General features: G+C 64.8%; 18 protein-coding genes and 1 pseudogene. 3 read left to right on the top strand and 16 right to left on the bottom strand.

Features of this window, described 5'->3' with window-relative positions; translation table 11 throughout:
* Positions 1 to 94: 94 nt before the first annotated feature.
* The 9 genes from tatC to BJ6T_RS23875 form a co-directional block, all read right to left on the bottom strand.
* Positions 95 to 907, bottom strand: a complete 813-nt coding sequence (gene tatC, locus BJ6T_RS23915) for a twin-arginine translocase subunit TatC (protein WP_014495053.1) — start codon at positions 905 to 907, stop codon at positions 95 to 97.
* Positions 904 to 1,443, bottom strand: a complete 540-nt coding sequence (tatB, locus tag BJ6T_RS23910; RefSeq protein WP_014495052.1) for a Sec-independent protein translocase protein TatB — start codon at positions 1,441 to 1,443, stop codon at positions 904 to 906. Before tatB ends, tatC begins: the two co-directional genes overlap by 4 nt.
* An 86-nt stretch (positions 1,444 to 1,529) precedes the next feature.
* Entirely contained in the window at positions 1,530 to 1,766 is a 237-nt protein-coding gene (locus BJ6T_RS23905) for a twin-arginine translocase TatA/TatE family subunit (protein WP_014495051.1), read from the bottom strand.
* Positions 1,767 to 1,933: 167 nt separating this feature from the next.
* A complete protein-coding gene (gene scpB, locus BJ6T_RS23900; RefSeq protein ID WP_014495050.1) occupies positions 1,934 to 2,683 on the bottom strand; it encodes an SMC-Scp complex subunit ScpB in 750 nt (249 codons plus the stop codon).
* Between the two features lie 21 nt (positions 2,684 to 2,704).
* Positions 2,705 to 3,544 (bottom strand): segregation and condensation protein A, encoded by an 840-nt coding sequence (locus BJ6T_RS23895; protein ID WP_014495049.1) that lies wholly within the window; start codon positions 3,542 to 3,544, stop codon positions 2,705 to 2,707.
* On the bottom strand, positions 3,541 to 4,569 hold the full coding sequence (nagZ, locus tag BJ6T_RS23890; protein ID WP_014495048.1) for a beta-N-acetylhexosaminidase: 1,029 nt from the start codon (positions 4,567 to 4,569) through the stop codon (positions 3,541 to 3,543). Before nagZ ends, BJ6T_RS23895 begins: the two co-directional genes overlap by 4 nt.
* A gap of 46 nt (positions 4,570 to 4,615) precedes the next feature.
* Entirely contained in the window at positions 4,616 to 6,211 is a 1,596-nt protein-coding gene (locus tag BJ6T_RS23885; protein WP_028169480.1) for an SPOR domain-containing protein, read from the bottom strand.
* Between the two features lie 140 nt (positions 6,212 to 6,351).
* Complete coding sequence (gene argS / locus BJ6T_RS23880; RefSeq protein WP_014495046.1) at positions 6,352 to 8,142, bottom strand: arginine--tRNA ligase; 1,791 nt, start codon at positions 8,140 to 8,142, stop codon at positions 6,352 to 6,354.
* A gap of 9 nt (positions 8,143 to 8,151) precedes the next feature.
* The gene (locus BJ6T_RS23875; protein WP_014495045.1) at positions 8,152 to 9,360 is read right to left on the bottom strand and encodes a deoxyguanosinetriphosphate triphosphohydrolase; all 1,209 of its coding nucleotides are present in this window, start codon (positions 9,358 to 9,360) and stop codon (positions 8,152 to 8,154) included.
* A 123-nt stretch (positions 9,361 to 9,483) separates the two neighbouring features.
* On the opposite strand from BJ6T_RS23875, the gene erpA reads away from it, so the two are divergent.
* Positions 9,484 to 9,813, top strand: coding sequence for an iron-sulfur cluster insertion protein ErpA (gene erpA / locus BJ6T_RS23870; RefSeq protein WP_014495044.1), 330 nt, complete (start codon positions 9,484 to 9,486; stop codon positions 9,811 to 9,813).
* Between the two features lie 241 nt (positions 9,814 to 10,054).
* Positions 10,055 to 10,957 (top strand): hypothetical protein, encoded by a 903-nt coding sequence (locus BJ6T_RS23865; RefSeq protein ID WP_028169479.1) that lies wholly within the window; start codon positions 10,055 to 10,057, stop codon positions 10,955 to 10,957.
* Here the strand turns inward: BJ6T_RS23865 and BJ6T_RS23860 are convergent.
* Complete coding sequence (locus BJ6T_RS23860) at positions 10,942 to 12,024, bottom strand: dienelactone hydrolase family protein (protein WP_014495042.1); 1,083 nt, start codon at positions 12,022 to 12,024, stop codon at positions 10,942 to 10,944. The genes BJ6T_RS23865 and BJ6T_RS23860 overlap by 16 nt on opposite strands.
* A 164-nt stretch (positions 12,025 to 12,188) precedes the next feature.
* Complete coding sequence (locus BJ6T_RS23855; RefSeq protein ID WP_014495041.1) at positions 12,189 to 14,519, bottom strand: hybrid sensor histidine kinase/response regulator; 2,331 nt, start codon at positions 14,517 to 14,519, stop codon at positions 12,189 to 12,191.
* Positions 14,520 to 14,652: 133 nt separating this feature from the next.
* Between BJ6T_RS23855 and xth the strand changes: the two genes are divergently transcribed.
* Complete coding sequence (gene xth, locus BJ6T_RS23850) at positions 14,653 to 15,450, top strand: exodeoxyribonuclease III (protein ID WP_014495040.1); 798 nt, start codon at positions 14,653 to 14,655, stop codon at positions 15,448 to 15,450.
* An 81-nt stretch (positions 15,451 to 15,531) separates the two neighbouring features.
* Here the strand turns inward: xth and BJ6T_RS23845 are convergent, their stop codons facing one another.
* The 5 genes and pseudogenes from BJ6T_RS23845 to BJ6T_RS23830 form a co-directional block, all read right to left on the bottom strand.
* Complete coding sequence (locus BJ6T_RS23845) at positions 15,532 to 16,362, bottom strand: tetratricopeptide repeat protein (protein WP_014495039.1); 831 nt, start codon at positions 16,360 to 16,362, stop codon at positions 15,532 to 15,534.
* Entirely contained in the window at positions 16,349 to 18,073 is a 1,725-nt protein-coding gene (gene ilvD / locus BJ6T_RS23840) for a dihydroxy-acid dehydratase (protein ID WP_014495038.1), read from the bottom strand. Before ilvD ends, BJ6T_RS23845 begins: the two co-directional genes overlap by 14 nt.
* A gap of 444 nt (positions 18,074 to 18,517) precedes the next feature.
* Positions 18,518 to 18,895 (bottom strand): GNAT family N-acetyltransferase, encoded by a 378-nt coding sequence (locus tag BJ6T_RS23835; RefSeq protein ID WP_014495037.1) that lies wholly within the window; start codon positions 18,893 to 18,895, stop codon positions 18,518 to 18,520.
* A 113-nt stretch (positions 18,896 to 19,008) separates the two neighbouring features.
* Positions 19,009 to 19,194, bottom strand: a pseudogene (locus tag BJ6T_RS49180) (hypothetical protein); the annotation flags it as partial.
* 321 nt (positions 19,195 to 19,515) lie between these two features.
* Complete coding sequence (locus BJ6T_RS23830; RefSeq protein ID WP_014495036.1) at positions 19,516 to 20,097, bottom strand: hypothetical protein; 582 nt, start codon at positions 20,095 to 20,097, stop codon at positions 19,516 to 19,518.
* Positions 20,098 to 20,151 lie beyond the last annotated feature (54 nt).

Below are 20,151 nucleotides of genomic sequence, written 5' to 3'. Positions count from 1 at the left end.
GCGATCCGGTATTCCAGAGACAGCAGTGATTCTCCGAGGGGCTTCGGCGTACTGGATTCCCCGCTTTCGCGGGGAATGACAGCGAATCCTGGCCCTACTCCGCCGGATTGGGCGGCGTCGACACGTCGGTCCCGGTGGCGGCCTGCGACGCCGCCGCCTTCTTCTCCACCATCCCGACCGCGATGATCGAGCCCTCGTAGAGCGCGAGCAAGGGGATCGCGAGCGAGCACTGGCTGAGCACGTCCGGCGGGGTCAGCACGGCTGCGATGACGAAGGCGATGACGATGAAATAGCGGCGCTTCTCACGCAGCATTTTCGAGGTGACGATGCCAATGCGCCCGAGCAGCGTCAGGATCACCGGAAGCTGGAAGGCGATGCCGAAGGCGAAGATCAGCGACATCATCAGCGACAGATATTCGCCGACCTTGGGCAGCAGCTGGATCTGCGCGGTCTCGTCGCTGCCGGCCTGCTGCATGCCGAGCGAGAAGCGGACCAGCATCGGCAGCACCACGAAATAGACCAGCGCCGCGCCGAGCACGAAGAAGAACGGGGTCGCGACCAGATACGGCAGGAAGGCCTGCTTCTCGTGCTTGTAGAGCCCGGGCGCGACGAACTTGTAGATCTGCGTCGCGACGATCGGGAACGAGATGAAGCCGGCGCCGAACAACGCGAGCTTGAGCTGGGTGATGAAATATTCCAGCAGCGCCGTGTAGATGAACTTCGAATTCTCGGGACCCGCGACCCACACGAACGGCCAGACCAGCACGTTGTAGATCTGCTTGGCGAAGAAGAAGCAGAAGATGAAGGCCACGCCAAAGCCAAGCAGTGCCTTGATCAGCCGCGACCGCAGCTCGATCAGGTGGTCCATCAGAGGGGCTTTGCTGGCCTCGATATCGGCGTCGCTCATGACGCTTTGACGTCCTTGACCGCCTCAGGTGGCGCAGTGTCTTGAATGACCTGGGCCTGCTCGACCTCGCGGGTGATCGCGAGCGGCTCGTTCACGGCCGCATGCGCCTCGGCTTCCACGAAGGTCTCGGGCGTCGGCGCTTCCGGCGTGGTCGGTGTCGCCGGCGTTTCGCTTGAAATCGCCGGCGTTTCACTTGAAGTCGCTTCGACGGCGGTGGTCGCGGCGGTCTCGGCCGGCTTGTCCAGCGCATCGACGCGGAGCGCGTCGCTGACGTCCTTCTGGAGCGAGGTCATCAGGTTGTTGCCGGCAAAGCCGGAAGCGGCTTCCTTGACCTCGTCGAAGCTCTTCTTGAGGTCGGCCATTTCGGCCTCGCGCATCGCTTCCTGGAATTGGCCCTGGAATTCGGCCGCCATCTTGCGGGCCTTGCCCATCCACTGCCCAACCATGCGCAGCACGCCCGGCAGCTCTTTCGGGCCGATGGCGACCAAGGCCACGACCCCGATCAGGACCAGTTCACTCCACCCGATGTCGAACATGAGGTCTTCCGTTCACGCCAGCCGCGACCGGCCCAATCCTTCGCGCTTAGGATCGGCGCCGTCACCCGCGTCTCGCGTACGCTTACTCAGACGGCCTTGCTGCCGACGTCGGACCGGGTCGCGGTCGGCGGCGCGGCGGCGTGCTCGATCGACTTGGCCGGCTCAGGCTTGTCGGCGACCTTGTCGTCGTCCTGCATGCCCTTCTTGAAGGCCTTGATGCCCTGGGCCACGTCGCCCATCAGATCCGAAATCTTGCCGCGGCCGAACAGCAGCAGGACGACTGCGATCACGAGGATCCAGTGCCAAATGCTAAGCGAACCCATCCTGCAACCCTCCAAACACACTTGGCCGGGGACCCGGCCGATCTTCCCCGAAACCTAGGCTCGGCAGGCCTCAAAAACAAGGACCAAGGCAGCGCCAATTCGCTGTTGGCGCTACGTAATCTTGCCAGTGTTAACTGGTCGCAGGGAGCCTCTGAACGGCCGGGACGTCAGTCTTCGCTGCCACCCTCGCCGCCCGCATTGCCGCCTTCCGGCGTCTCGGGCTCGACCGCAGGCGCCAGCGCCAGATCCAGGTCCTCGCCCGGTTCCAACGGATCCTCGTCCTCGCGCAGCTGCGGGTCATCCGATGGGGTCGGCACGCTGAATCCGGTCGGCAGGCGCGAATCCAGCAGGCCCGTGCCCTTCAGCTCCTCCAGGCCCGGCAGATCGCCAAGCTGTTCCAGCGTGAACTGGGACAGGAAGTCCTCGGTGGTTCCGAAGGTCAAGGGGCGGCCGGGCGTCTTGCGACGTCCGCGCGGCTTGATCCAGCCGGTCTCCAGCAGCACATCGAGCGTGCCCTTCGAGGTGACGACGCCGCGGATCTCTTCGATCTCGGCGCGCGTCACCGGCTGGTGATAGGCGATGATCGCCAGCACCTCGATCGCGGCGCGCGACAGGCGGCGGGTCTCGGTGCTCTCCCGCGTCATCAGCCAGGCGAGATCGCCGGCGGTACGGAAGGTCCATTTGTTGGCGACGCGCACGAGATTGACGCCGCGCAAGGCATAGTCGGCCTGGAGCTGCTCGAGCGCAGCCTTGACGTCGACGCCATCAGGCATGCGCTTGGCCAGCGTCGCGGTGTCCAGCGGTTCATTCGAAGCAAACAGCAGCGCTTCCAGCAGCCGCAGCTCTTCAGGACGTGCCTGGGACTCGTTCTCCATCGGCTCGGCCTCTTCTACCCGCACTTCAGCCAGGCTTGCCATGGCAGCTTCTCCTTCTTGCACTTAACCGACCGGCGCATCAGGCGCAGGAGCTGCGTCCACGACCGGTTTCGGGCGCCCCTTCCGGAAATAGATCGGCGCGAACGCCTCTTTCTGGTTCAGCTCGAGCTGACCTTCGCGCACGAGCTCGAGCGCGGCGGCAAAGCTCGAAGCGAACACCGTCGCACGCTGCGTCGGATCGGCGACGTGGCGGACCAGGAAGTCGTCGAGAACGCCCCAGTCGTCCTGTTCGCTGATGCTGCCGACCAGCCGCTCCAGCGTGGCGCGCGCCTCGGCGAGCGACCACACCGTGCGCTTGGCCAGATGCACGCTCGCAAGCACGCGCGACTGGCGCTGCGCGGCATAGGCGGTGAGCAGGTCGTACAGCGTCGCAGTGTATTTTGGGTGCTTGATCTCGGCGATGTGCTCGGGCTCGCCGCGCGGGAAGATGTCGCGCTGCAATTGCGGCCTGTTCATCAGCCGGTTGGCGGCTTCGCGAATGGCTTCCAGCCGGCGCAGGCGGTTGGCGAGCGCGGTCGCCATCTCTTCGGCGCTCGGGCCTTCCGCACTCGGCGGCTCCGGCAACAGCAGGCGCGACTTCAGGAAGGCGAGCCAGGCCGCCATCACGAGATAATCGGCGGCAAGCTCGAGCCGGATCTTTCGCGCGGCTTCGATGAAGTGGAGGTACTGGTCGGCCAGCGCCAGGATCGAGATCTTGGCGAGATCGACCTTCTGCTGCCGCGCCAGCGCGAGCAGCAGGTCGAGCGGGCCCTCATAGCCTTCGACGTCCACCACCAACGCCGGCTCACCCTCGGCGAGCTCTGCGGGCCGCCCGGTTTCAAACGATAGGATTTCTGCGGTCATGCGGATGCCGTGTTTGCCCGTGCGATCAATGCGTCCAGTTCGGCGCGTGCGGCCGCCCGGTCGAACGGCTGCGGTGCCTTGCGCGACGCTAGTGCGGCCTTCGCCCGCGCCAGCGCCGTGCCGGACAGCTCAGGTGTCTGGCCGGCGACCTCGCGCATCTCCTCGATGTTGCCGTTGCAATGCAAGGCCATGTCGCAGCCGGCCGCGAAGATGGCGCGGGTCCGTTCGGCGATATTCCCCGACAGCGCGTTCATCGACACGTCATCACTCATTAACAAACCCTGGAACCCGATCACGCCGCGAATCACCTGAGTGATCATTGTCGCAGAAGTCGTCGCCGGATGGGCGGGGTCGACCGCGCTAAACACAACATGTGCAGTCATGGCCATCGGCAGGTCGGCCAACGGCTGGAATGCCGCAAAGTCGGTCCGGTCGAGTTCGTCCCTCGGAGCATCGACCGTCGGCAGCTTGAAATGGGTGTCGGCGGTGGCGCGTCCATGGCCGGGAATGTGCTTGAGAACCGGCAGCACGCCGCCCTGCTCCAGGCCCTCGGTGACCGCGCGCGCGATCGCGGCGACCTTGCCCGGCTCAGTGCCGTAAGCCCTGTTCCCAATGACGGCATCGGCACCCGGCACCGGCACGTCAGCCAGCGGCAGGCAATCCACGGTAATGCCGAGATCGGCAAGATCAGACGCAATCAGCCGGGCGCTGAGGCGCGCAGCCGTCAGTCCAAGTACCGAATCAGTGTCGTACAAGGTCGAGAAAATGGCGCCCGGCGGATAGACCGGCCAGTGCGGTGGGCCCAGCCGCTGCACCCGCCCCCCCTCCTGGTCGATCAGGACAGGCGCGTCAGCCGCACCCGCAACCGCCCGCAATTCCGCAACCAGCGCAGCAACTTGAGCCGGCGTATCGACATTGCGCCTGAAGAGGATGAAGCCCCATGGGCGTTCGGCACGGATAAACTCCCGCTCGACGGCGGTTAGTTCCGTTCCGGATACACCGGTAATGAAGGCCCGCGTGCTCATAACGGCCGATTAACCCTGCCCCGCGAGGGGGTCAAGGAAACGGCCGTTAATTCCTCTGGACGAAGCAGGCGGACAGGCCAGCGGACTTCAGGCTGTTGCAAGCCTGCGTCGCTTCCTCGGCCGAACCATAGGGTCCGGCGAAAGCGCGGTAGACGATCCCCTTGCCCTTGTCGGTCAGATCAACCCGCTTGATCACCGGCGAGCGCGATCCAAGCACGCTGCCATATTTGCTCTGAAGCACCCGGTAGGACGCGGCCGCGCTGTCCTCGCTCTGCTGCGAGGAGACCTGCACGACGTAGCCGCCACCACCATTGCTGGCGGGCGTGAGTTGCGTCGGGTTGGTCGCAGCCATCCGCTGCGGAATCTCCGCAACCGGCGTCGATTGCGGCGCGAGCGAGAGCGGCTGGTTGGCGCTGGCATTGGCCGAAGTCGGCGGATTGCGTGGCGCAGGCGGTGCGGCGGGCACGGCAACGGGCTTCGGCACGGCTGCCGCCGGCTTGGCGGCTGCGGATTGCGGCGCGGTGCTATCGGTCTGATCGCCCCTCACGGCCACGGTCCTGATCGCACGCGGCGTGTTGGCCGGCAGCGTGCCGTTGCTCGGGATTGGACCCGCGCTTGGCGGCGGGATCGTGGACGGTGCAACGCTCGCCACCGACGGCGGGTTCGCGTTCTGATTCAGCGGCGGGAACACCACGCGGGGGCCGCCCGCCTTGGCAGCGACGTCGACAGGCGCCTCTTCACGCGGCACGATCTTCTCGGAGCCGTCGCCGCTCGCCATGCGATCCGGCACCTTGGCCGAGGAGTCGGTCGGCGCTGGCACGATCTTGGTCGGCGTGTTGTCGGCCTTGATGATCGGCGGCTCACCGCTGCGGGGCGAACCGACATAGGTCTTGTAGGCAAAGGCCGCGCCAGTGCCGACCACGGCAAGCGCGAGGATCGCCGCGACCGTCATCATGCCGCCGCGCGACTTCTTTGGCTCGTCGAGATCGGCCTCGGGATAGTCGCTCTGGAATGCGTAAGGATCATCCGGATAGGCGGGATCACGCTGATAATCCTGCTCGCCCCCCTCCAGCCGTCCATAGAGCGCGTCGTCGTAGCGTGCCGGATCGGGCGGCTGATGCGGCTCCTGATAGGCTTGCTCCTGGTAAGCCTGATCATGCTGCTGAGCGCGGCCCTGATGGGCCTGATCCTGATAGGCCTGCGCTTGATAGGCCTGATCCTGGTAAGCGTGGGCCTGATAGGCCTGCGGCTGATGGAAATCAGGCTCGGGCGCGGTCGGCTGGGCTGAATAGCGGTGCAATGGATGAACCGGGTTCACAGAAACGGGATAATCAGGCTCGGGCGCCGGCTGCGGCTGCACGTTGGCGCGTCGCATCCATGAGGGTGGCCCGGGCGGAGCCGGCGGCGCCTGCTCGGCATAGTCCTGCCGATAGTCGTCCTGCGGATAGTCATGGTCCTGATAGCTCTGGGCTGGCGGTGCCGACGGCTGCGCGCTCGGTCGCCCCTGCGCTGCGAATGGATCGGTCTGTCCGATCAGGCGGGCGAGTTCGGCCAAGGGATCGTTGTCCGCCTTCCCATGCTGATCGCCAGCGCGACCATAGCCATCGGAAGGAAACGTTCTGTCCTGATATCGTTCGGCCATCGTGATGATGCGTCCCTTCGGGAAAGCCGCGCGCCCCTCGACCAAGGCGCGGCTTTCGACCCACAAGGCATTCAACCAAGTCTAAGCGGTCCGGCTTCTGCCGGTTCCCCCAAAATTCCCCTTAAGTAGTTCGCCCCAAACTACCGCATCTCGTCCGGAGCATGGACGCCGAGGATGGCGAGGCCCGATGCCAGGACAGAGACGACGCCCTGGACCATTGCCAGTCGCGCCTTTGTAAGATCTGCATCATTATTGATAATGAAGCGTAAATAGGGCAAATCGCGCCCCTTCGTCCAAAGTGCGTGAAATTCGCTCGCTAAGTCATAGAGATAGAAGGCAATTCGGTGCGGCTCATGGGCCGCGGCGGCGGCCTCCAGCATGCGCGGAAAAATTGCGAGGCGCTTGAGCAGCTCGAGCTCGACCGGGTCCGACAGCCGTTCCACCGCCGACTCGCCGAGCCACGCGATGCGCTTGCCGGTATCCTCCGGCAGCTCCGGGAACACCTCGGCCCGGGCGTTGCGGAAGATCGAGTGGCCGCGGGCGTGGCCGTACTGGACGTAGAATACCGGGTTGTCGCGCGACTGTTCCATGACCTTGGCGAGGTCGAAGTCGAGCACCGCGTCGTTCTTGCGGTAGAGCATCATGAAGCGGACGGCGTCCTGGCCGACCTCATCCACCACCTCACGCAAGGTGACGAAGTCCCCGCTCCGCTTCGACATTTTCACCGGCTCGCCGTTGCGCAGCAACTTCACGAGCTGGACGATCTTGACGTCGAGCGCGCCTTTGCCCGATGTCGTCGCCTTCACCGCCGCCTGCATGCGCTTGATGTAGCCGCCATGGTCGGCGCCCCAGACGTCGATCATCTCGCCGAAGCCGCGGTCGAACTTGTTCTTGTGGTAGGCGATATCGGAGGCGAAGTAGGTATAGGAATTGTCCGACTTGATCAGCGGACGATCGACATCGTCGCCGTAAGCGGTCGCCTTGAACAGCAGCTGCTCGCGGTCTTCCCAGTCCTCGACCGGCGCGCCCTTCGGTGGCGGCAGCCGGCCCTCGTAGATGTCGCCCTTCGCCTTCAGGAAATCGATGGTCTCGGCAACCTTGTTGTTGCCGGTCTCGATCAGCGAGCGCTCGGAGAAAAACACGTCGTGACGGATGTTGAGGGCGGCGAGATCGTCCTTGATCTCGTCCATCATCATCGCTATCGCCTTGGCGCGAACCGTCGGCAGCCACTCGGCCTCGCTCATCGCGAGGAGCTTGTCGCCGTGCTCTTTCGCCAGCGCCGCGCCCACCGGTTTCAGATAGTCGCCGGGATACAGCCCTTCCGGGATCGCGCCGATGTTCTCGCCGAGTGCCTCGCGGTACCGCAGGAAGGCAGAACGCGCGAGCACGTCGACCTGCGCACCGGCGTCGTTGATATAGTATTCGCGGGTGACGTCGTGGCCGCCGAACTGGAGCAGGCTTGCGAGCGCGTCGCCAAACACGGCTCCGCGGCAATGGCCAACATGCATCGGTCCGGTCGGGTTCGCCGAGACGTATTCGACATTGACCTTGGTGCCACCGCTGACGCGGCCGTAATCGGCGCCCTCGCGCAGCACCGTCCGCAGCGCCTCAGCCCAGGCGGCCGGCTTCAGCGTCAGGTTGATGAAGCCGGGACCGGCGACATCGACCTTGGCAATCAGCGCGTCGGCACGGAGCCGCTCGGCGATCTGCTCGGCGAGGTCGCGGGGCTTTGCCTTTGCCTCTTTCGCAAGCACCATGGCGGCGTTGGTCGCCATGTCGCCATGGGAGGCGTCGCGCGGCGGCTCGACCACCACGCGCGAGAAATCGATGCCCTCGGGCCAGTTGGCGTCCGCCGCGAGCGCGCGGCAGGCGGCGTGCACGCGTGCGAGCACGTCGGCGAACAAGTGCAGGGATGAGGATGCGTCGGGCATGGCCGCCGCCTAACGCAAATCCGGGGTCGAGTCAAAGAGCCGCTGGTGCTCGGTCAGGGCGAAACGGTCGGTCATTCCGGCAATGAAATTGCCGATCCGGCAGGCCCGGTCGCCCTCATTGTCCGCCTCCGCCCCCAGCAGCCATTCCGGAGGCAGCTCACCGGGCGATGCCAGGTATTTTGCGAACAGGTCGAACAGGATCTGTTCCGCCTCCCCCATCACCCGCATCACCCGCTTGTGGCGGTACATGTGCTGATAGAGGAAGCGCTTGATGGCGGCCTCCTCCTCGGCAACCGTCGCCGGGAACGTGACCAGCGCCCGGCTCTGCTGGCGCACATCCTGGGCCGACTGCGGTTTCACCGCCGCGAGGTTCTTCTGCGCCTCCGAATACACCGCACCGATCAGGTGCGAGATCAGCTCGCGCACCAGCTCGGCGCCACGCCTGACGTCTTCGAGGTCAGGGTAATGCGCTGAGGTCTCGGCGATGATCTCCGCCGTCAGCGGCATCACCGTGAGATCATCGAGATGGAACAGGCCGGCGCGCAGACCGTCATCGATGTCGTGGGCGTCATAGGCGATGTCGTCGGCGATCGCGGCAACCTGCGCCTCCAGCGAAGCGAAGCTCCACAATTCGAGATCGTAGGTCTTGATGTAGTCGGCGATGCCGACCGGAATGCCATGCTCGCGATAGGGACCGACCGGCGCGCCGCTGCGATCCGTCAGCGGGCCGTTGTGCTTGACGATGCCCTCCAGCGACTCCCAGGTCAGGTTGAGGCCGTCGAACTCCGGGTAGCGGTGCTCGAGCGACGCGACGACCCGCAAGGTCTGGGCGTTGTGGTTGAAGCCACCAAAATCCTTCAGGCAGGCATCCAGCGCCCGCTCGCCGGCGTGCCCGAACGGCGGATGGCCGAGATCATGAGCCAGCGCCAACGTTTCCGTGAGGTCCTCGTCCAGTCCGAGCTGCCGGGCCAGGGCGCGGGCGATCTGCGCCACCTCCAGCGAATGGGTCAGCCGGGTGCGGTAGTGGTCGCCCTCGTGGAACACGAAGACCTGGGTCTTGTACTTCAGGCGGCGGAACGCGGTCGAGTGGATCACCCGGTCGCAATCCCGCCGGAACGGGCTGCGGGTCCGGCTCGGCGGCTCCGCGACCAGCCGGCCGCGGCTGCGGTCGGGGTCGCAGGCATAGGGCGCATGAGGGGCTGCCATTCCGACGGACACGACGAATTTAGTCCCTATCCATTTGATTCTGCGTATGCTTGCACTTAACTATGCCGGACGCGGGATACCAAATGAATTGGGCAAGTGAACCTGGTATGACCGCGGGACTATCGGAGACGAGCTATGACGACTGACGTGACCATCAGTGACCGCGCCGCACGCCGGATTGGGGAGATCCTCAAGGGCGAAGGTTCTGGCGCGATGCTGCGCATCTCCGTCGAGGGTGGCGGCTGCTCGGGCTTCCAGTACAAGTTCGACATCGACCGCGACCGCACCGACGACGATCTCGTGATCGAGCAGGAGAATGCGGTTGTGCTGGTCGATTCCGCCTCCCAGCCGTTCCTGGCGGGCTCGCAGGTCGATTTCGTCGACGATCTGATCGGCGCCTCGTTCCGCGTCAACAATCCCAATGCGACGGCGTCCTGCGGGTGCGGGACCAGCTTCTCGATCTAGCCCGACTTAAAATCTGAAAAACAACCCCATGCAAAGTAGCCGGGAGCCGGCACGATTCATTTCGGATTTTACAAAAACAATTTGACGCGTCGGGCAAATCAGGGGTAACTTGTGATCATCGCGAGGTCCCCAAGGGGGGCTCACGGATCCGCTATAGTCTGACGCCGAAGCGACCCCCGTCCAATCATTCTAGAAAGCTTAGATCTCGTCAGCGGCGCCAATAGCGGTATTAAATTATCCAATGCGTATTATCGATCGTCTGTTCTCTTGCCTCGCTCTATTCCTTGCAATTGCAGCCGTCCCGGTGCTTCCCGTGCGCGCGGCCGAAACCTGCCCGTTCATCAGCGCCCAAGAACTCGCCCGCGCAATGCCGGCGTTCAAATGGTCACTGATTTCAAATCAGGACGGCCGCGGCTGCATCTACCAGGGCGGGCGCGGCGACACGATGATGCTGACCGTGTTCCGCAATCCCGACAAGGACCGCGCCAGGGAATTGTACGCGACCTTCGTCAAGACGCTTGGCGAGCGCATGCCGCTGAACGCCGTCGCGGAGATCGGCGACGAAGGCCAGGGCGGAACGAGCGCCTCCGGCGCGGAACGCCAGGAGGCCTCGGTCGTCGCCTTGTCCGGCGATTACATTCTGCAGATCAGCGTCTATCCGATTGGCCGGCGTGCCGACGACGCGCTGCTGAGGCCGATCACCGAAGCCGCGCGCGTTGCCATCGCCAGCGTGGGCAAGAGCAGCGAGCGGTTCGGCAATTGCGAGTGGCTCACGGCCGCGGATGCCGACGGCTTTCTCGACAACAGCACGCTGACGGTTCAGCGGACCGGCGCCGGCAGCTGCATGATGTTCGATCGCGAGGCCAACACCATGACCGTCGCGGTGATCGCGATGTCGCGCGACACGGTCATCGGCATGATGAAGCGCACCGGCCCGTGCAAACATGTGACGATACCCGAGCTCGGCAGTGAAGCGTTCGGCGAGCATTCCTGCACCAAGGGCAACGGCAACGCCGTCAACATCTATGTCTGGAAGAACGGCAGGCAGGCTTCGATCCTGTTCGCGCCGGTCAAGCCGCATCCCGAGTCCGGCTCGGTCGAGCGCCTGAGGGCGGTCGCCGGGCGCGTCTATGGAAAACTGTAACGGCGCCGCGTGACCCTGTATCGAGTGAACTGTGGTTCAATCCCCGCAAGCTTCTGTCCGACCGCGTAAAGCCTGCAATCTTCGCCGCGCGAATTGATCTTGCATTTCATCAAGGCGGGCTCGCGCGCCTCGAGAACTGTGCGGCCAAATCCAGTCCCGCAGTGGCCGCCCGCGCTCATCGCGAAGGCCTTGGCATCATCGGGATTGGCGAGGTAGTCCGCGAACGCCGCCTGACAAGCGGCGACAGCCCCCGGCGGGATTGGCAGCTCAGCGAACAACGGCGCCCCAATGACAGTCCTGGTTGGAAGACCCAACTTTTCGAGGAAGGGGTCGACGGACGGAAACCAGGTGTCTGCCAGCGCGAGCACGACGGTATTGTGGCCGTTCGGTTCGAACGGAGGCAGCATTTGCAACTGCGCAGGCGCACCGCCGGCGCTGTAGGCCGCGAACATGCGCCGTGCCAAATCTGGACCGTAGAATTGATCGTTCTCGGCATAGAGCCAAAGCATGGGGATACGGGCCGTGCGCCCCAATGCGGCGACTGTATCGACCAGATGATCAGGCGAGCAGGGTTGGTTGGGTGCGGAGGAGCTATTCCGACCACCATCAAAATTCACAGCGCCAACGACCCCCGGTACATTCTGTCCGGCGACGGCCATCGCCGTGAGCCCCCCAACGGAATGACCGAGCAAGACGACATGCTCGGCGTCGACCCAGGGCTCATTGCGCAGTGAAGCGACCGCCGCAATGATATCGTCGCTGGCAGCGCGCACGGCCGGAAGATAGTCGCAGGCCGGCCGCAAGGACTCGGAGAACCCTCCGCCGGATCGGCCATAGCCACGACGCATGATCGAGACCACGGCATATCCTCGCTGCGCGAAGGCGACGGCCGCCTTGTTGTAGTCGACCGGAGAGCGGTTGAGGATTGCGGTGAAGAATTCTTCGCCGGAGCCGTGAGGCATTCCGTGAGTGATCACGACGAGAGGAAATTTGCCGGGACGATCAGGACGAACCACGAAGCTTTCGAGCGACACTTTGTTGCCAGATATCACCACGGGCAACATCATATGCGCACTCATGAGAGGCCCGTCGCCGGCGCGGGCGGAGGCAGTGAACAAGATTAAAAGCAGGACAAGGAGGCGCATGGCGGCGCAACGTAACACGGCGCATCCGAATTGCGAGCGTCCGGCCAACGGGTGCGGAAACGCATATTCGTGCGCGGGGTTAACGCCTACGCGCCGGTCACCTGCCTTTCCTCGTCCGTCCACTCGACATCAAGCGGCGTCAGCTGCGGCTGAAGCGGCGCGCCCTCCGACATCATGTGGCCGTCGAGCGCGCGCAGCAAGGCGGCGGCGAGCGCGGGCTTACGCAGCGGCTTTGCCAAAAAGTCCGACATGCCCGCCTCGCGGCAGATCTTGACGTCCTCGGGGAAGGCGTTGGCGGTCAGCGCGACGATCGGCAAGGCTTCGAAGCGCCCGCCTTGCGCGCGGATCGCCCGCGTCGCGGCAAGGCCGTCCATGTCCGGCATGCGCACGTCCATCAGCACGACATCGTAATCGCTCTGCGAGGCAGCCTCGACCGCCTGGACGCCGTCAGTGACGACGCGCAGCTCGACCTCGAACGCCCCCAACATCTTGGTCACGACCATGCGGTTGACGGCATCATCCTCGGCCACCAGCACCTTCAGCGGCCGGTCAAGCCCCGCGATCCGCGCCTTGAGCTCGTCGGCTTCATCGCTGCCCGCCGCCTGGTCGGAGGCCTGCGCCTGGCTCCAGGGCAGCACCAGCGTGAAGCGGAAGGTCGAGCCCTCGCCCGGCGTCGAGGTGACGCCGATGGTGCCGCCCATCTGCTCGATGATGCGCCGGGAGATCGCAAGCCCAAGCCCGGTGCCGCCGAAGCGGCGGCTGATCGAGGCGTCGGCCTGCGCGAAGTCGGAGAACAGCTCCCCGAGCTTCTCGGGCGCAATCCCGATGCCGCTGTCGGTCACGGTCCATTCGACCGTCGCAAGCAGATCGCGGCGCGCCTGGCAGGTGGTCTTGATCGTCACCTCGCCTTCGTCGGTGAACTTTACCGCGTTGGAGGCGAGGTTGAGCAGCACCTGCCGGATCCGCGCGACATCACCGCGCAGCGTCGGCGGCAGGTTCGGATCGAGCTCGACCTTGACGGCGAGCCCCTTGCTCTTGGCGCCTGCGCGCACGACGGTCGCAACCGTCTCGACCAGCGCCTGCGGGGCGAAGTCAATCGCCTCGAACGCGAAGCGTCCGGCCTCGAGCTTGGACAGATCGAGGATATCATTGAGGATGCGCTGGAGATTGTCGCCGGACTCGCGGATCGAGGTGACGGCTTCGTGCTGCTCCGGATCGAGCTTGGTTTCCAGCAGCATGCTTGCAAGCCCGAGCACGCCGTTCATGGGCGTGCGGATCTCGTGGCTCATCACCGCGAGGAAGTCGGACTTCGCGCGGCTCTCGGCCTCCGCCTTTTCCGCGCGCCAGCGCTCGGTGACGTCGCGGCCGAAGCCGCGATAGCCGAGGAACTGGCCGTCGCGGTCGTAGGCCGGCTTCGCGGTGAGCGACCACAGCCGCGCTTCGCCGCCGGCGACGACCTTGAGGTTCATCTCGTGCAGCGGCTCGCTCTGCTCCATCAGGCCGACGACATTGTAGGCCGCGCTCTTGTCATCGGGACAGAGCATGTCGAGCACATCGACGAAATGCGAGCCCTTCAGCAGCGGAAGCGGAAGCTGCGCCACGTCGGCGAAGCGTTGGGGCACGTCGACGAGATGCCCTTCGGCGTCGGTCTGCCACAGCCAGTCGCTGGCGTTCTCCTGAAAGTCCTTCAGCAGCAGCGAGATGATCTCGGTCTGACGTTCGAGCTCGAGCCGGGCCTTGAGATTGCCGAGGAACAGATTGCCCTGCGAGACGATGTTGCGCGCCATGAAGAACGCGAACAGCAACAGGAACACCGCGGTCAGCAGATACGGCCCGGTGCCACACAGGAACAGTGCGCCGGCACAGGCCATCGTCACGGTCGCGAGATAGACGAGGCCCGCGCGCGGGAAGGTCGACAGCGTGAAGGCGCCGCCGGACATCATGCCGACCATCAGGCAGGCCAGGATGAGCTGAGTGGTCGGCTCGACCCGGCTGAACAGCGCGAGCGGCAGCGCGCCCCAGATCGCCGCCAGGAAGAACGCCTGCCGCAGCATCTGCCGCGCGGCGCGCGGTGACGCTTCCTGCGGCGGGTTTTGATGCGACCGCCGCCACGCGCGCACGGCAAGCGAGGCGGTGACGGCGAGGGTCATGCCCCAGATCGCGAGGAAATCGTTCCAGCCCCTGCCCCAGAACAGGATCAGCACGATGGCGACGTTGAGCATGGTGACGGCCATGGTCACCGGGATCGCGCGCATCACCGCGTCGATCTGCTTGGCTCGGATGCGGCGCAGCTCGCGCTCGCTGAGATCGGCGGTCAGGCCGTCCTCGATCTCGAAGCCGCCGAGCCAGTACAGAAACGCGCCGATCAGGCCGTCGCGCGGCTCCGCTTGCTTCATGGATTTGTCCGGCCATCCCATTCGAAAAACCTTTTCGGTATCAATGGCCGGAGCCCGGCTTAAGCCGGGTTAATTTTGTGGGAGATTTTGCGGCGTCCTTGACGGGCGCGTTTGCAGTTTGTTCTAACCATGGCCCCTGCCCGGAGCCTCACCAATGCCCATCAGAGTTGCCACCTGGAACGTGAACTCGGTCCGGCAGCGGATCGACCTGCTGTTGACCTGGCTGAAGGAGTGCCAGCCGGACATCGTCTGCCTGCAGGAGATCAAGTGCGTTGACGAGGCCTTCCCGCGGCTGGAGATCGAGGCGCTGGGCTACAACGTGGTCACCCATGGCCAGAAGACCTTCAACGGCGTCGCCTTGCTTTCGAAGCTCCGCTTCGACGAGACCAAGTCGGGCCTCGCCGGCGACGACGAGGACGCCCATGCCCGTTTCCTCGAGGGTGTGGTCACGCTCAAGCACGGCGTGCTGCGCATCGCCTGCCTCTATCTGCCCAATGGCAATCCGGTCGGGACTGAAAAATATCCCTACAAGCTCAAATGGATGTCGCGGCTTCTTGAGTATTCGAGGGAGCGCCTCAAGGCCGAGGAGCCGCTGATCCTCGCAGGCGACTTCAACGTCATCCCGCATGCCCGCGACGTCCATAATCCCGCCGCCTGGACCGAGGACGCCCTGTTCAAGGCCGAGACGCGGGAGAGCTTTCAGTCCCTGCTCGGCCTCGGCCTCACCGACGCCCTGCGCGCGGTCACCGACGAGCCCGGGCTCTACACCTTCTGGGACTACCAAGCCGGCGCCTGGCAGAAGAATCATGGCTTGAGGATCGACCATCTGCTGCTGTCGCCGCAGGCCAGCGACCGGCTCGCCAATGTCGGCATCGACAGCTATGTGCGGGCTTGGGAGAAGCCGTCGGACCACGTGCCGGTATGGGCGGATCTGGATCTGGAGGCGGCTTGAGCCGATGCCTAGAGGTGCTGGGCTGCACTTGCGGACTGCGCTAGCGCAGCCGCGGGCTAACCTACCCGGCGGGGGTACCGACTACCGGCGGCCCTGAACGCCCTGCACCCACTGTTCCAGCATTTGCAGGCACATGGCGCGGTCGTCGTCCGAGGCCTTGGCGAAAGCGCGGTTGTAGCTTTCCTTGATCCAGGTTTCCTCGATACCGGCGCTGTCACGCGCCAGCGTCAGCCACATCAGGCCGCGCGCGGCCTGCCGCGGCAGGCGGTCGCCATTGAACAGCATCTGGCCGAGCAGCGCCTGCGCCTCGTGCTGGCCCTTCTGGGCGGCAAGACCGAGCCAACGCGCGCCATAGCGGAAATCCTCGCGCGAGGCGTCCGGGGTCTTCAGATACAGCCGGGCGAGATCGTACTGCGCATCCGCATTGCCGAAATAGGAGGCCGCATAGGAGAACATCTCGCGCGCGCGGTCCGGATCCGACTTGATCTTCGAGTTCGGGATACCGCTCAGATAGTAGCGGCCGAGCGCGACGAAGGCGTTGGCCACGACCTGCGCCTGCGGCGCCGACGGGCTGTCCTCGGCATGCGCATTGGCGATGCGGCTGAAATATTCGAAGGCGCGCACATCGTCCTGGGCGACGCCGTCGCCATTGGCATACATGCGGCCGAGCTTGAACTGAGCGCCGGGATGACCGCCTTCGGCGGCATATTGCAGGGCGCTGAGCGAGGTTTCCTGGGGCGTGGTGGCCGGTGCCGTCACCTTGCTGCGCACGGCACCCGCGGCGCCCGGCAAAGCGGTCACGACCGGGAGGGCCGCGTCCTTGCTGGCCGAACCGTCAAAGGCGAGCGCCGGCGCGGCCAGCGCTCCGGCCCCCAACACAAACGCAACTATGGCACGCCTAGATGTCCGCATAGCACTGTTTCTCGTGCGCGCCGCCCGGATGGGTTACTGCCCCACCGACCGCTGGTCCAACCTGCTGAGCATACTTCCAGAGCGCACCCGACGTGTGGTTAGTCGCGCGAGCGCTCCATTTGGTCTTGCGCTGGGCGAGCTCTTGGTCGCTCAATTTTACGTTAAGGGTACCTACGACCGCGTCGATCTCGATGATGTCGCCATCCTCAAGCAGCCCGATCGGGCCGCCGATGGCGGCTTCCGGCCCGACATGGCCGATGCAGAAGCCACGGGTGGCGCCGGAGAAGCGGCCGTCGGTGATGAGCGCGATCTTGCCGCCCATGCCCTGGCCGGTCAGCGCTGCGGTGGTCTGGAGCATTTCCCGCATGCCGGGACCGCCCTTGGGGCCCTCGTAGCGGATCACGATGACTTCGCCTTCCCTATAGGTGCGGTTCTGGACGGCCTCAAAGGCGTCCTCCTCCCGGTCGAAGCATCGCGCCGGACCGGTGAACCTCAGGTTAGACATTCCCGCGACTTTCACGATCGCACCTTCTGGCGCCAAATTGCCCTTCAGACCAACCACACCACCAGTGACGGTGATCGGCTTGTCTGCCGGGTGCACCACATCCTGGTGCGGATTCCACTTCACGCTTTTGAGGTTTTCGGCGATCGTTCGACCGGTGACCGTAATGCAGTCGCCGTGGAGAAATCCGTTGTCGAGCAGCGTCTTCATCAGAAGCGGTATGCCACCTACTTCAAACATGTCTTTGGCGACATAACGGCCGCCCGGCTTCAAATCCGCGACATATGGTGTCTTTTTGAAGATTTCGGCGACGTCGAACAGGTCGAACTTGATGCCGCACTCATGCGCGATTGCCGGCAGGTGCAGTGCAGCATTGGTCGAGCCGCCGGACGCCGCGACCACGGCGGCGGCGTTCTCAAGCGCCTTCCGTGTCACGATGTCGCGCGGCCGGAGATTGGAGGCGATCAGGTCCATGACCTTCTCGCCCGCGGTCATGCAGAAAGCGTCGCGGATTTCATACGGTGCCGGGGCGCCGGCCGAGTACGGCAGCGCCAAGCCGATCGCCTCGGAGACGGTCGCCATGGTGTTGGCGGTGAACTGCGCGCCGCAGGCGCCCGCCGAGGGGCACGCCACGCGCTCGATCTCGTCGAGGTCCTCGTCCGACATGGCGCCGACCGAGTGTTTGCCGACCGCCTCGAACATGTCCTGCACGGTGACCTGCTGTCCGCGGAAATTGCCGGGCAGGATCGAGCCGCCGTAGATGAAGATCGAGGGCACGTTGAGGCGGACCATCGCCATCATCATGCCCGGCAGCGACTTGTCGCAACCGGCAAGGCCCACGAGCGCATCATAGGCATGGCCACGCACGGTCAGCTCGACGGAATCGGCGATGCACTCGCGCGACGGCAGCGACGAGCGCATGCCGTCATGGCCCATGGCGATGCCGTCGGTAACGGTGATGGTGCAGAATTCACGGGGGGTGCCGCCGGCCGACGCGACGCCCTTCTTCACCGCCTGCGCCTGGCGCATCAGGGCGATGTTGCAGGGAGCGGCCTCGTTCCAGCAGGAGGCGACGCCGACGAAGGGCTGGTGGATCTGCTCGGTGGTCAGACCCATGGCGTAGAAGTAGGACCGATGCGGCGCGCGCGCAGGGCCTTCCGTCACGTGACGGCTCGGCAGCCTCTGCTTGATGTCGGTCTTTGCGTCCATCGCAAACCAGTTTCCCCGGCCAACCCTTTCAGACCCGAAAAATCAGAGCCAAGATTTGAATCGACCTTGGGATTTCCCGACCTTCGAAGACCGCCGATGCCCTTCAAACTTTAGAGCGATTTTATTCATGTTCGGGTGTGGCTAAAAAGCGGCGCCGATGCGAACGGACGGAGATAAGGGCTTAATCCAAGATGAGTGTTGCAGAGACGGCACAATCGTGGCTCGAAGGACACGGGTTGGACTACTGAGATACCTCGTCAAGATGACAATTCACAACTCAAGATCGTTCCGCAGGCGTGGCGCGTTCAGCTCGATGACGAGGCGCACTTGGGTGAGTCGGTGCCGCCCTCCTACCCTCTCGGGTATTTTGCGCGTCGGGCAACCAAGGGCCGAGCGGACCCGTCACAATAGACCACCCGCAAATGCGCCGCGGGCGAAGGCAGCTCAATCCGTCAGGTCGAGCCGCATGAACTGGTTGTGCGGGCTTGCCTCATAGTCGGCGAACGGCGCGCAGGAGACGAAACCGGCGCTGCGGTAGAGCGCGATGGCGGGCGCGTGCAGGGCTGCCGTACCGGTCTCCAGGCTGAGGTGCACGTAACCCCGCCTGCGGGCTTCAGCGATGATATGGCTCAGCAGTGCGCGCCCTACCCCCGTGCCCCGCGCAGCCGGCGCGGCACGCATCGACTTCACTTCGCCATGCGTATGATCCAGCTCCTTCAGCGCACCGAACCCGAGCAGGACATCGTCCTGCCAAGCCGTCCAGAAGGTCACATTGGCAGCCGAAAGGCCGGCGGCATCGAGAGCGAACGCACGCTCGGCCATGACGCTGCGCAGCTCCTCGAGATGATGTGCCAACAAGTCGGCGACATAGGGCGCCGTCGGATCGCTCGTCGGATCTCCACCTCATCCCCCTGCAGTCGTACGCGTGCCACCGTTTAAGCACAGGTGGCACGCCCGCGGCATAGCCATGATCGATGCTCTTCCCAAGCGAGCGCACCGCCGTTCTGGTATTCGATGACGCGGGTCTCGAAGAAGTTCTTCTCTTTCTTCAGATCCATTGCCTCGGGACATCCACGGAAATGGATTCTCGACACCTCGGCGAAAGCGGATGCGAGTCCGATTTAATCCTGGAGCGCGCCTCAACTTGGCGCGCTACGAGGTCCGCATCCCGACTGCAGCGCGCGGGCCTCACTATGTGCTGGCCTTCGCGGCGGCGTGCGCGCTCAGCAGCGCCTACGGCTTTCTCCAGGGGCCTGGCCGTTCGGGTTTGTCGAGACGGTGTGGACGGCGGTCGCCTTGCGGCGGTGGGCGAAGGTCCGGTCATAAACATGGCCGGACTCTCGTCTCGCAGCCCGGATGAAGCGCAGCGCAATCCGGGAAAGCTGCGCCGGGCGGGCGGCCCCGGATTTCGCTTCGCTCCATCCGGGCGACCAGTCAGCCACTCAGGCCGACATTGCGCCCTTGCGCCCGAACGGATCGACCAGGCGGACGATCTCGCAGGCGGCGACGAGGCCAGCGAGCCAGACGGCGCTGGTCACCCCGATGCGCGTCACGATGGCCGCAGTGAACGCGCCCTCTCCGCCAAGGAACGGCGTCGCGGCAAGCAGCGCGAGCTCGTAGGCGGCGTAGGCGGCGACGAGCGCGATGGCCAGCATCAGCGGCGTGCGGCCCTGCGGCAGCCAGCGGAGAACGGTCGATGCCGCCGCGGTCGACAGCAACGCGGCAGCACCGATGACAAAGCCCCAGGCGATGGTGCTGCCATCAATGGGATAATGCAGCACGCCGAAGCCGATGGTCTGGTTCACGAGCCAGGCGCCGGTGACGACGAGCAGCGCCGGACGCATCGGCAGCATCGCGGCGGCGACGACGGCGAACGCCGCAAACGGCGTCGCGCATGCAAGCGCGAAGCTCGCGAGCGCGCATGACACAGTCAGCAGCGCAAAGCAGAACATCGGCGCAAGGCGCGAGGCGACCGGATGAAGGCGGAAACGGTCGGCGTGGGGCGGCAGGATGGTGACAGTCATGGAACGATCTCCTTATAGGATTTGTAGCACATTTTTGCTGGAACGCGGCATCAC

It is taken from the genome of Bradyrhizobium japonicum USDA 6 (assembly GCF_000284375.1).
Lineage (GTDB): Bacteria > Pseudomonadota > Alphaproteobacteria > Rhizobiales > Xanthobacteraceae > Bradyrhizobium > Bradyrhizobium japonicum.
This window is presented reverse-complemented; position numbering and strand designations above follow the sequence as displayed.

Coding starts and splice junctions, on each gene's coding strand:
- BJ6T_RS23860 (WP_014495042.1), bottom strand. CDS start 12,024: ATGATGTTGCCCGTGGTGATATCTGGCAACAAAGTGTCGCTCGAAAGC.
- BJ6T_RS23830 (WP_014495036.1), bottom strand. CDS start 20,097: ATGACTGTCACCATCCTGCCGCCCCACGCCGACCGTTTCCGCCTTCAT.
- tatC (WP_014495053.1), bottom strand. CDS start 907: ATGAGCGACGCCGATATCGAGGCCAGCAAAGCCCCTCTGATGGACCAC.
- ilvD (WP_014495038.1), bottom strand. CDS start 18,073: ATGGACGCAAAGACCGACATCAAGCAGAGGCTGCCGAGCCGTCACGTG.
- BJ6T_RS23835 (WP_014495037.1), bottom strand. CDS start 18,895: ATGGCCGAGCGTGCGTTCGCTCTCGATGCCGCCGGCCTTTCGGCTGCC.
- BJ6T_RS23885 (WP_028169480.1), bottom strand. CDS start 6,211: ATGGCCGAACGATATCAGGACAGAACGTTTCCTTCCGATGGCTATGGT.
- tatB (WP_014495052.1), bottom strand. CDS start 1,443: ATGTTCGACATCGGGTGGAGTGAACTGGTCCTGATCGGGGTCGTGGCC.
- BJ6T_RS23895 (WP_014495049.1), bottom strand. CDS start 3,544: ATGACCGCAGAAATCCTATCGTTTGAAACCGGGCGGCCCGCAGAGCTC.
- BJ6T_RS23865 (WP_028169479.1), top strand. CDS start 10,055: ATGCGTATTATCGATCGTCTGTTCTCTTGCCTCGCTCTATTCCTTGCA.
- scpB (WP_014495050.1), bottom strand. CDS start 2,683: ATGGCAAGCCTGGCTGAAGTGCGGGTAGAAGAGGCCGAGCCGATGGAG.
- BJ6T_RS23855 (WP_014495041.1), bottom strand. CDS start 14,519: ATGGGATGGCCGGACAAATCCATGAAGCAAGCGGAGCCGCGCGACGGC.
- BJ6T_RS23845 (WP_014495039.1), bottom strand. CDS start 16,362: ATGCGGACATCTAGGCGTGCCATAGTTGCGTTTGTGTTGGGGGCCGGA.
- argS (WP_014495046.1), bottom strand. CDS start 8,142: ATGCCCGACGCATCCTCATCCCTGCACTTGTTCGCCGACGTGCTCGCA.
- xth (WP_014495040.1), top strand. CDS start 14,653: ATGCCCATCAGAGTTGCCACCTGGAACGTGAACTCGGTCCGGCAGCGG.
- BJ6T_RS23905 (WP_014495051.1), bottom strand. CDS start 1,766: ATGGGTTCGCTTAGCATTTGGCACTGGATCCTCGTGATCGCAGTCGTC.
- nagZ (WP_014495048.1), bottom strand. CDS start 4,569: ATGAGCACGCGGGCCTTCATTACCGGTGTATCCGGAACGGAACTAACC.
- erpA (WP_014495044.1), top strand. CDS start 9,484: ATGACGACTGACGTGACCATCAGTGACCGCGCCGCACGCCGGATTGGG.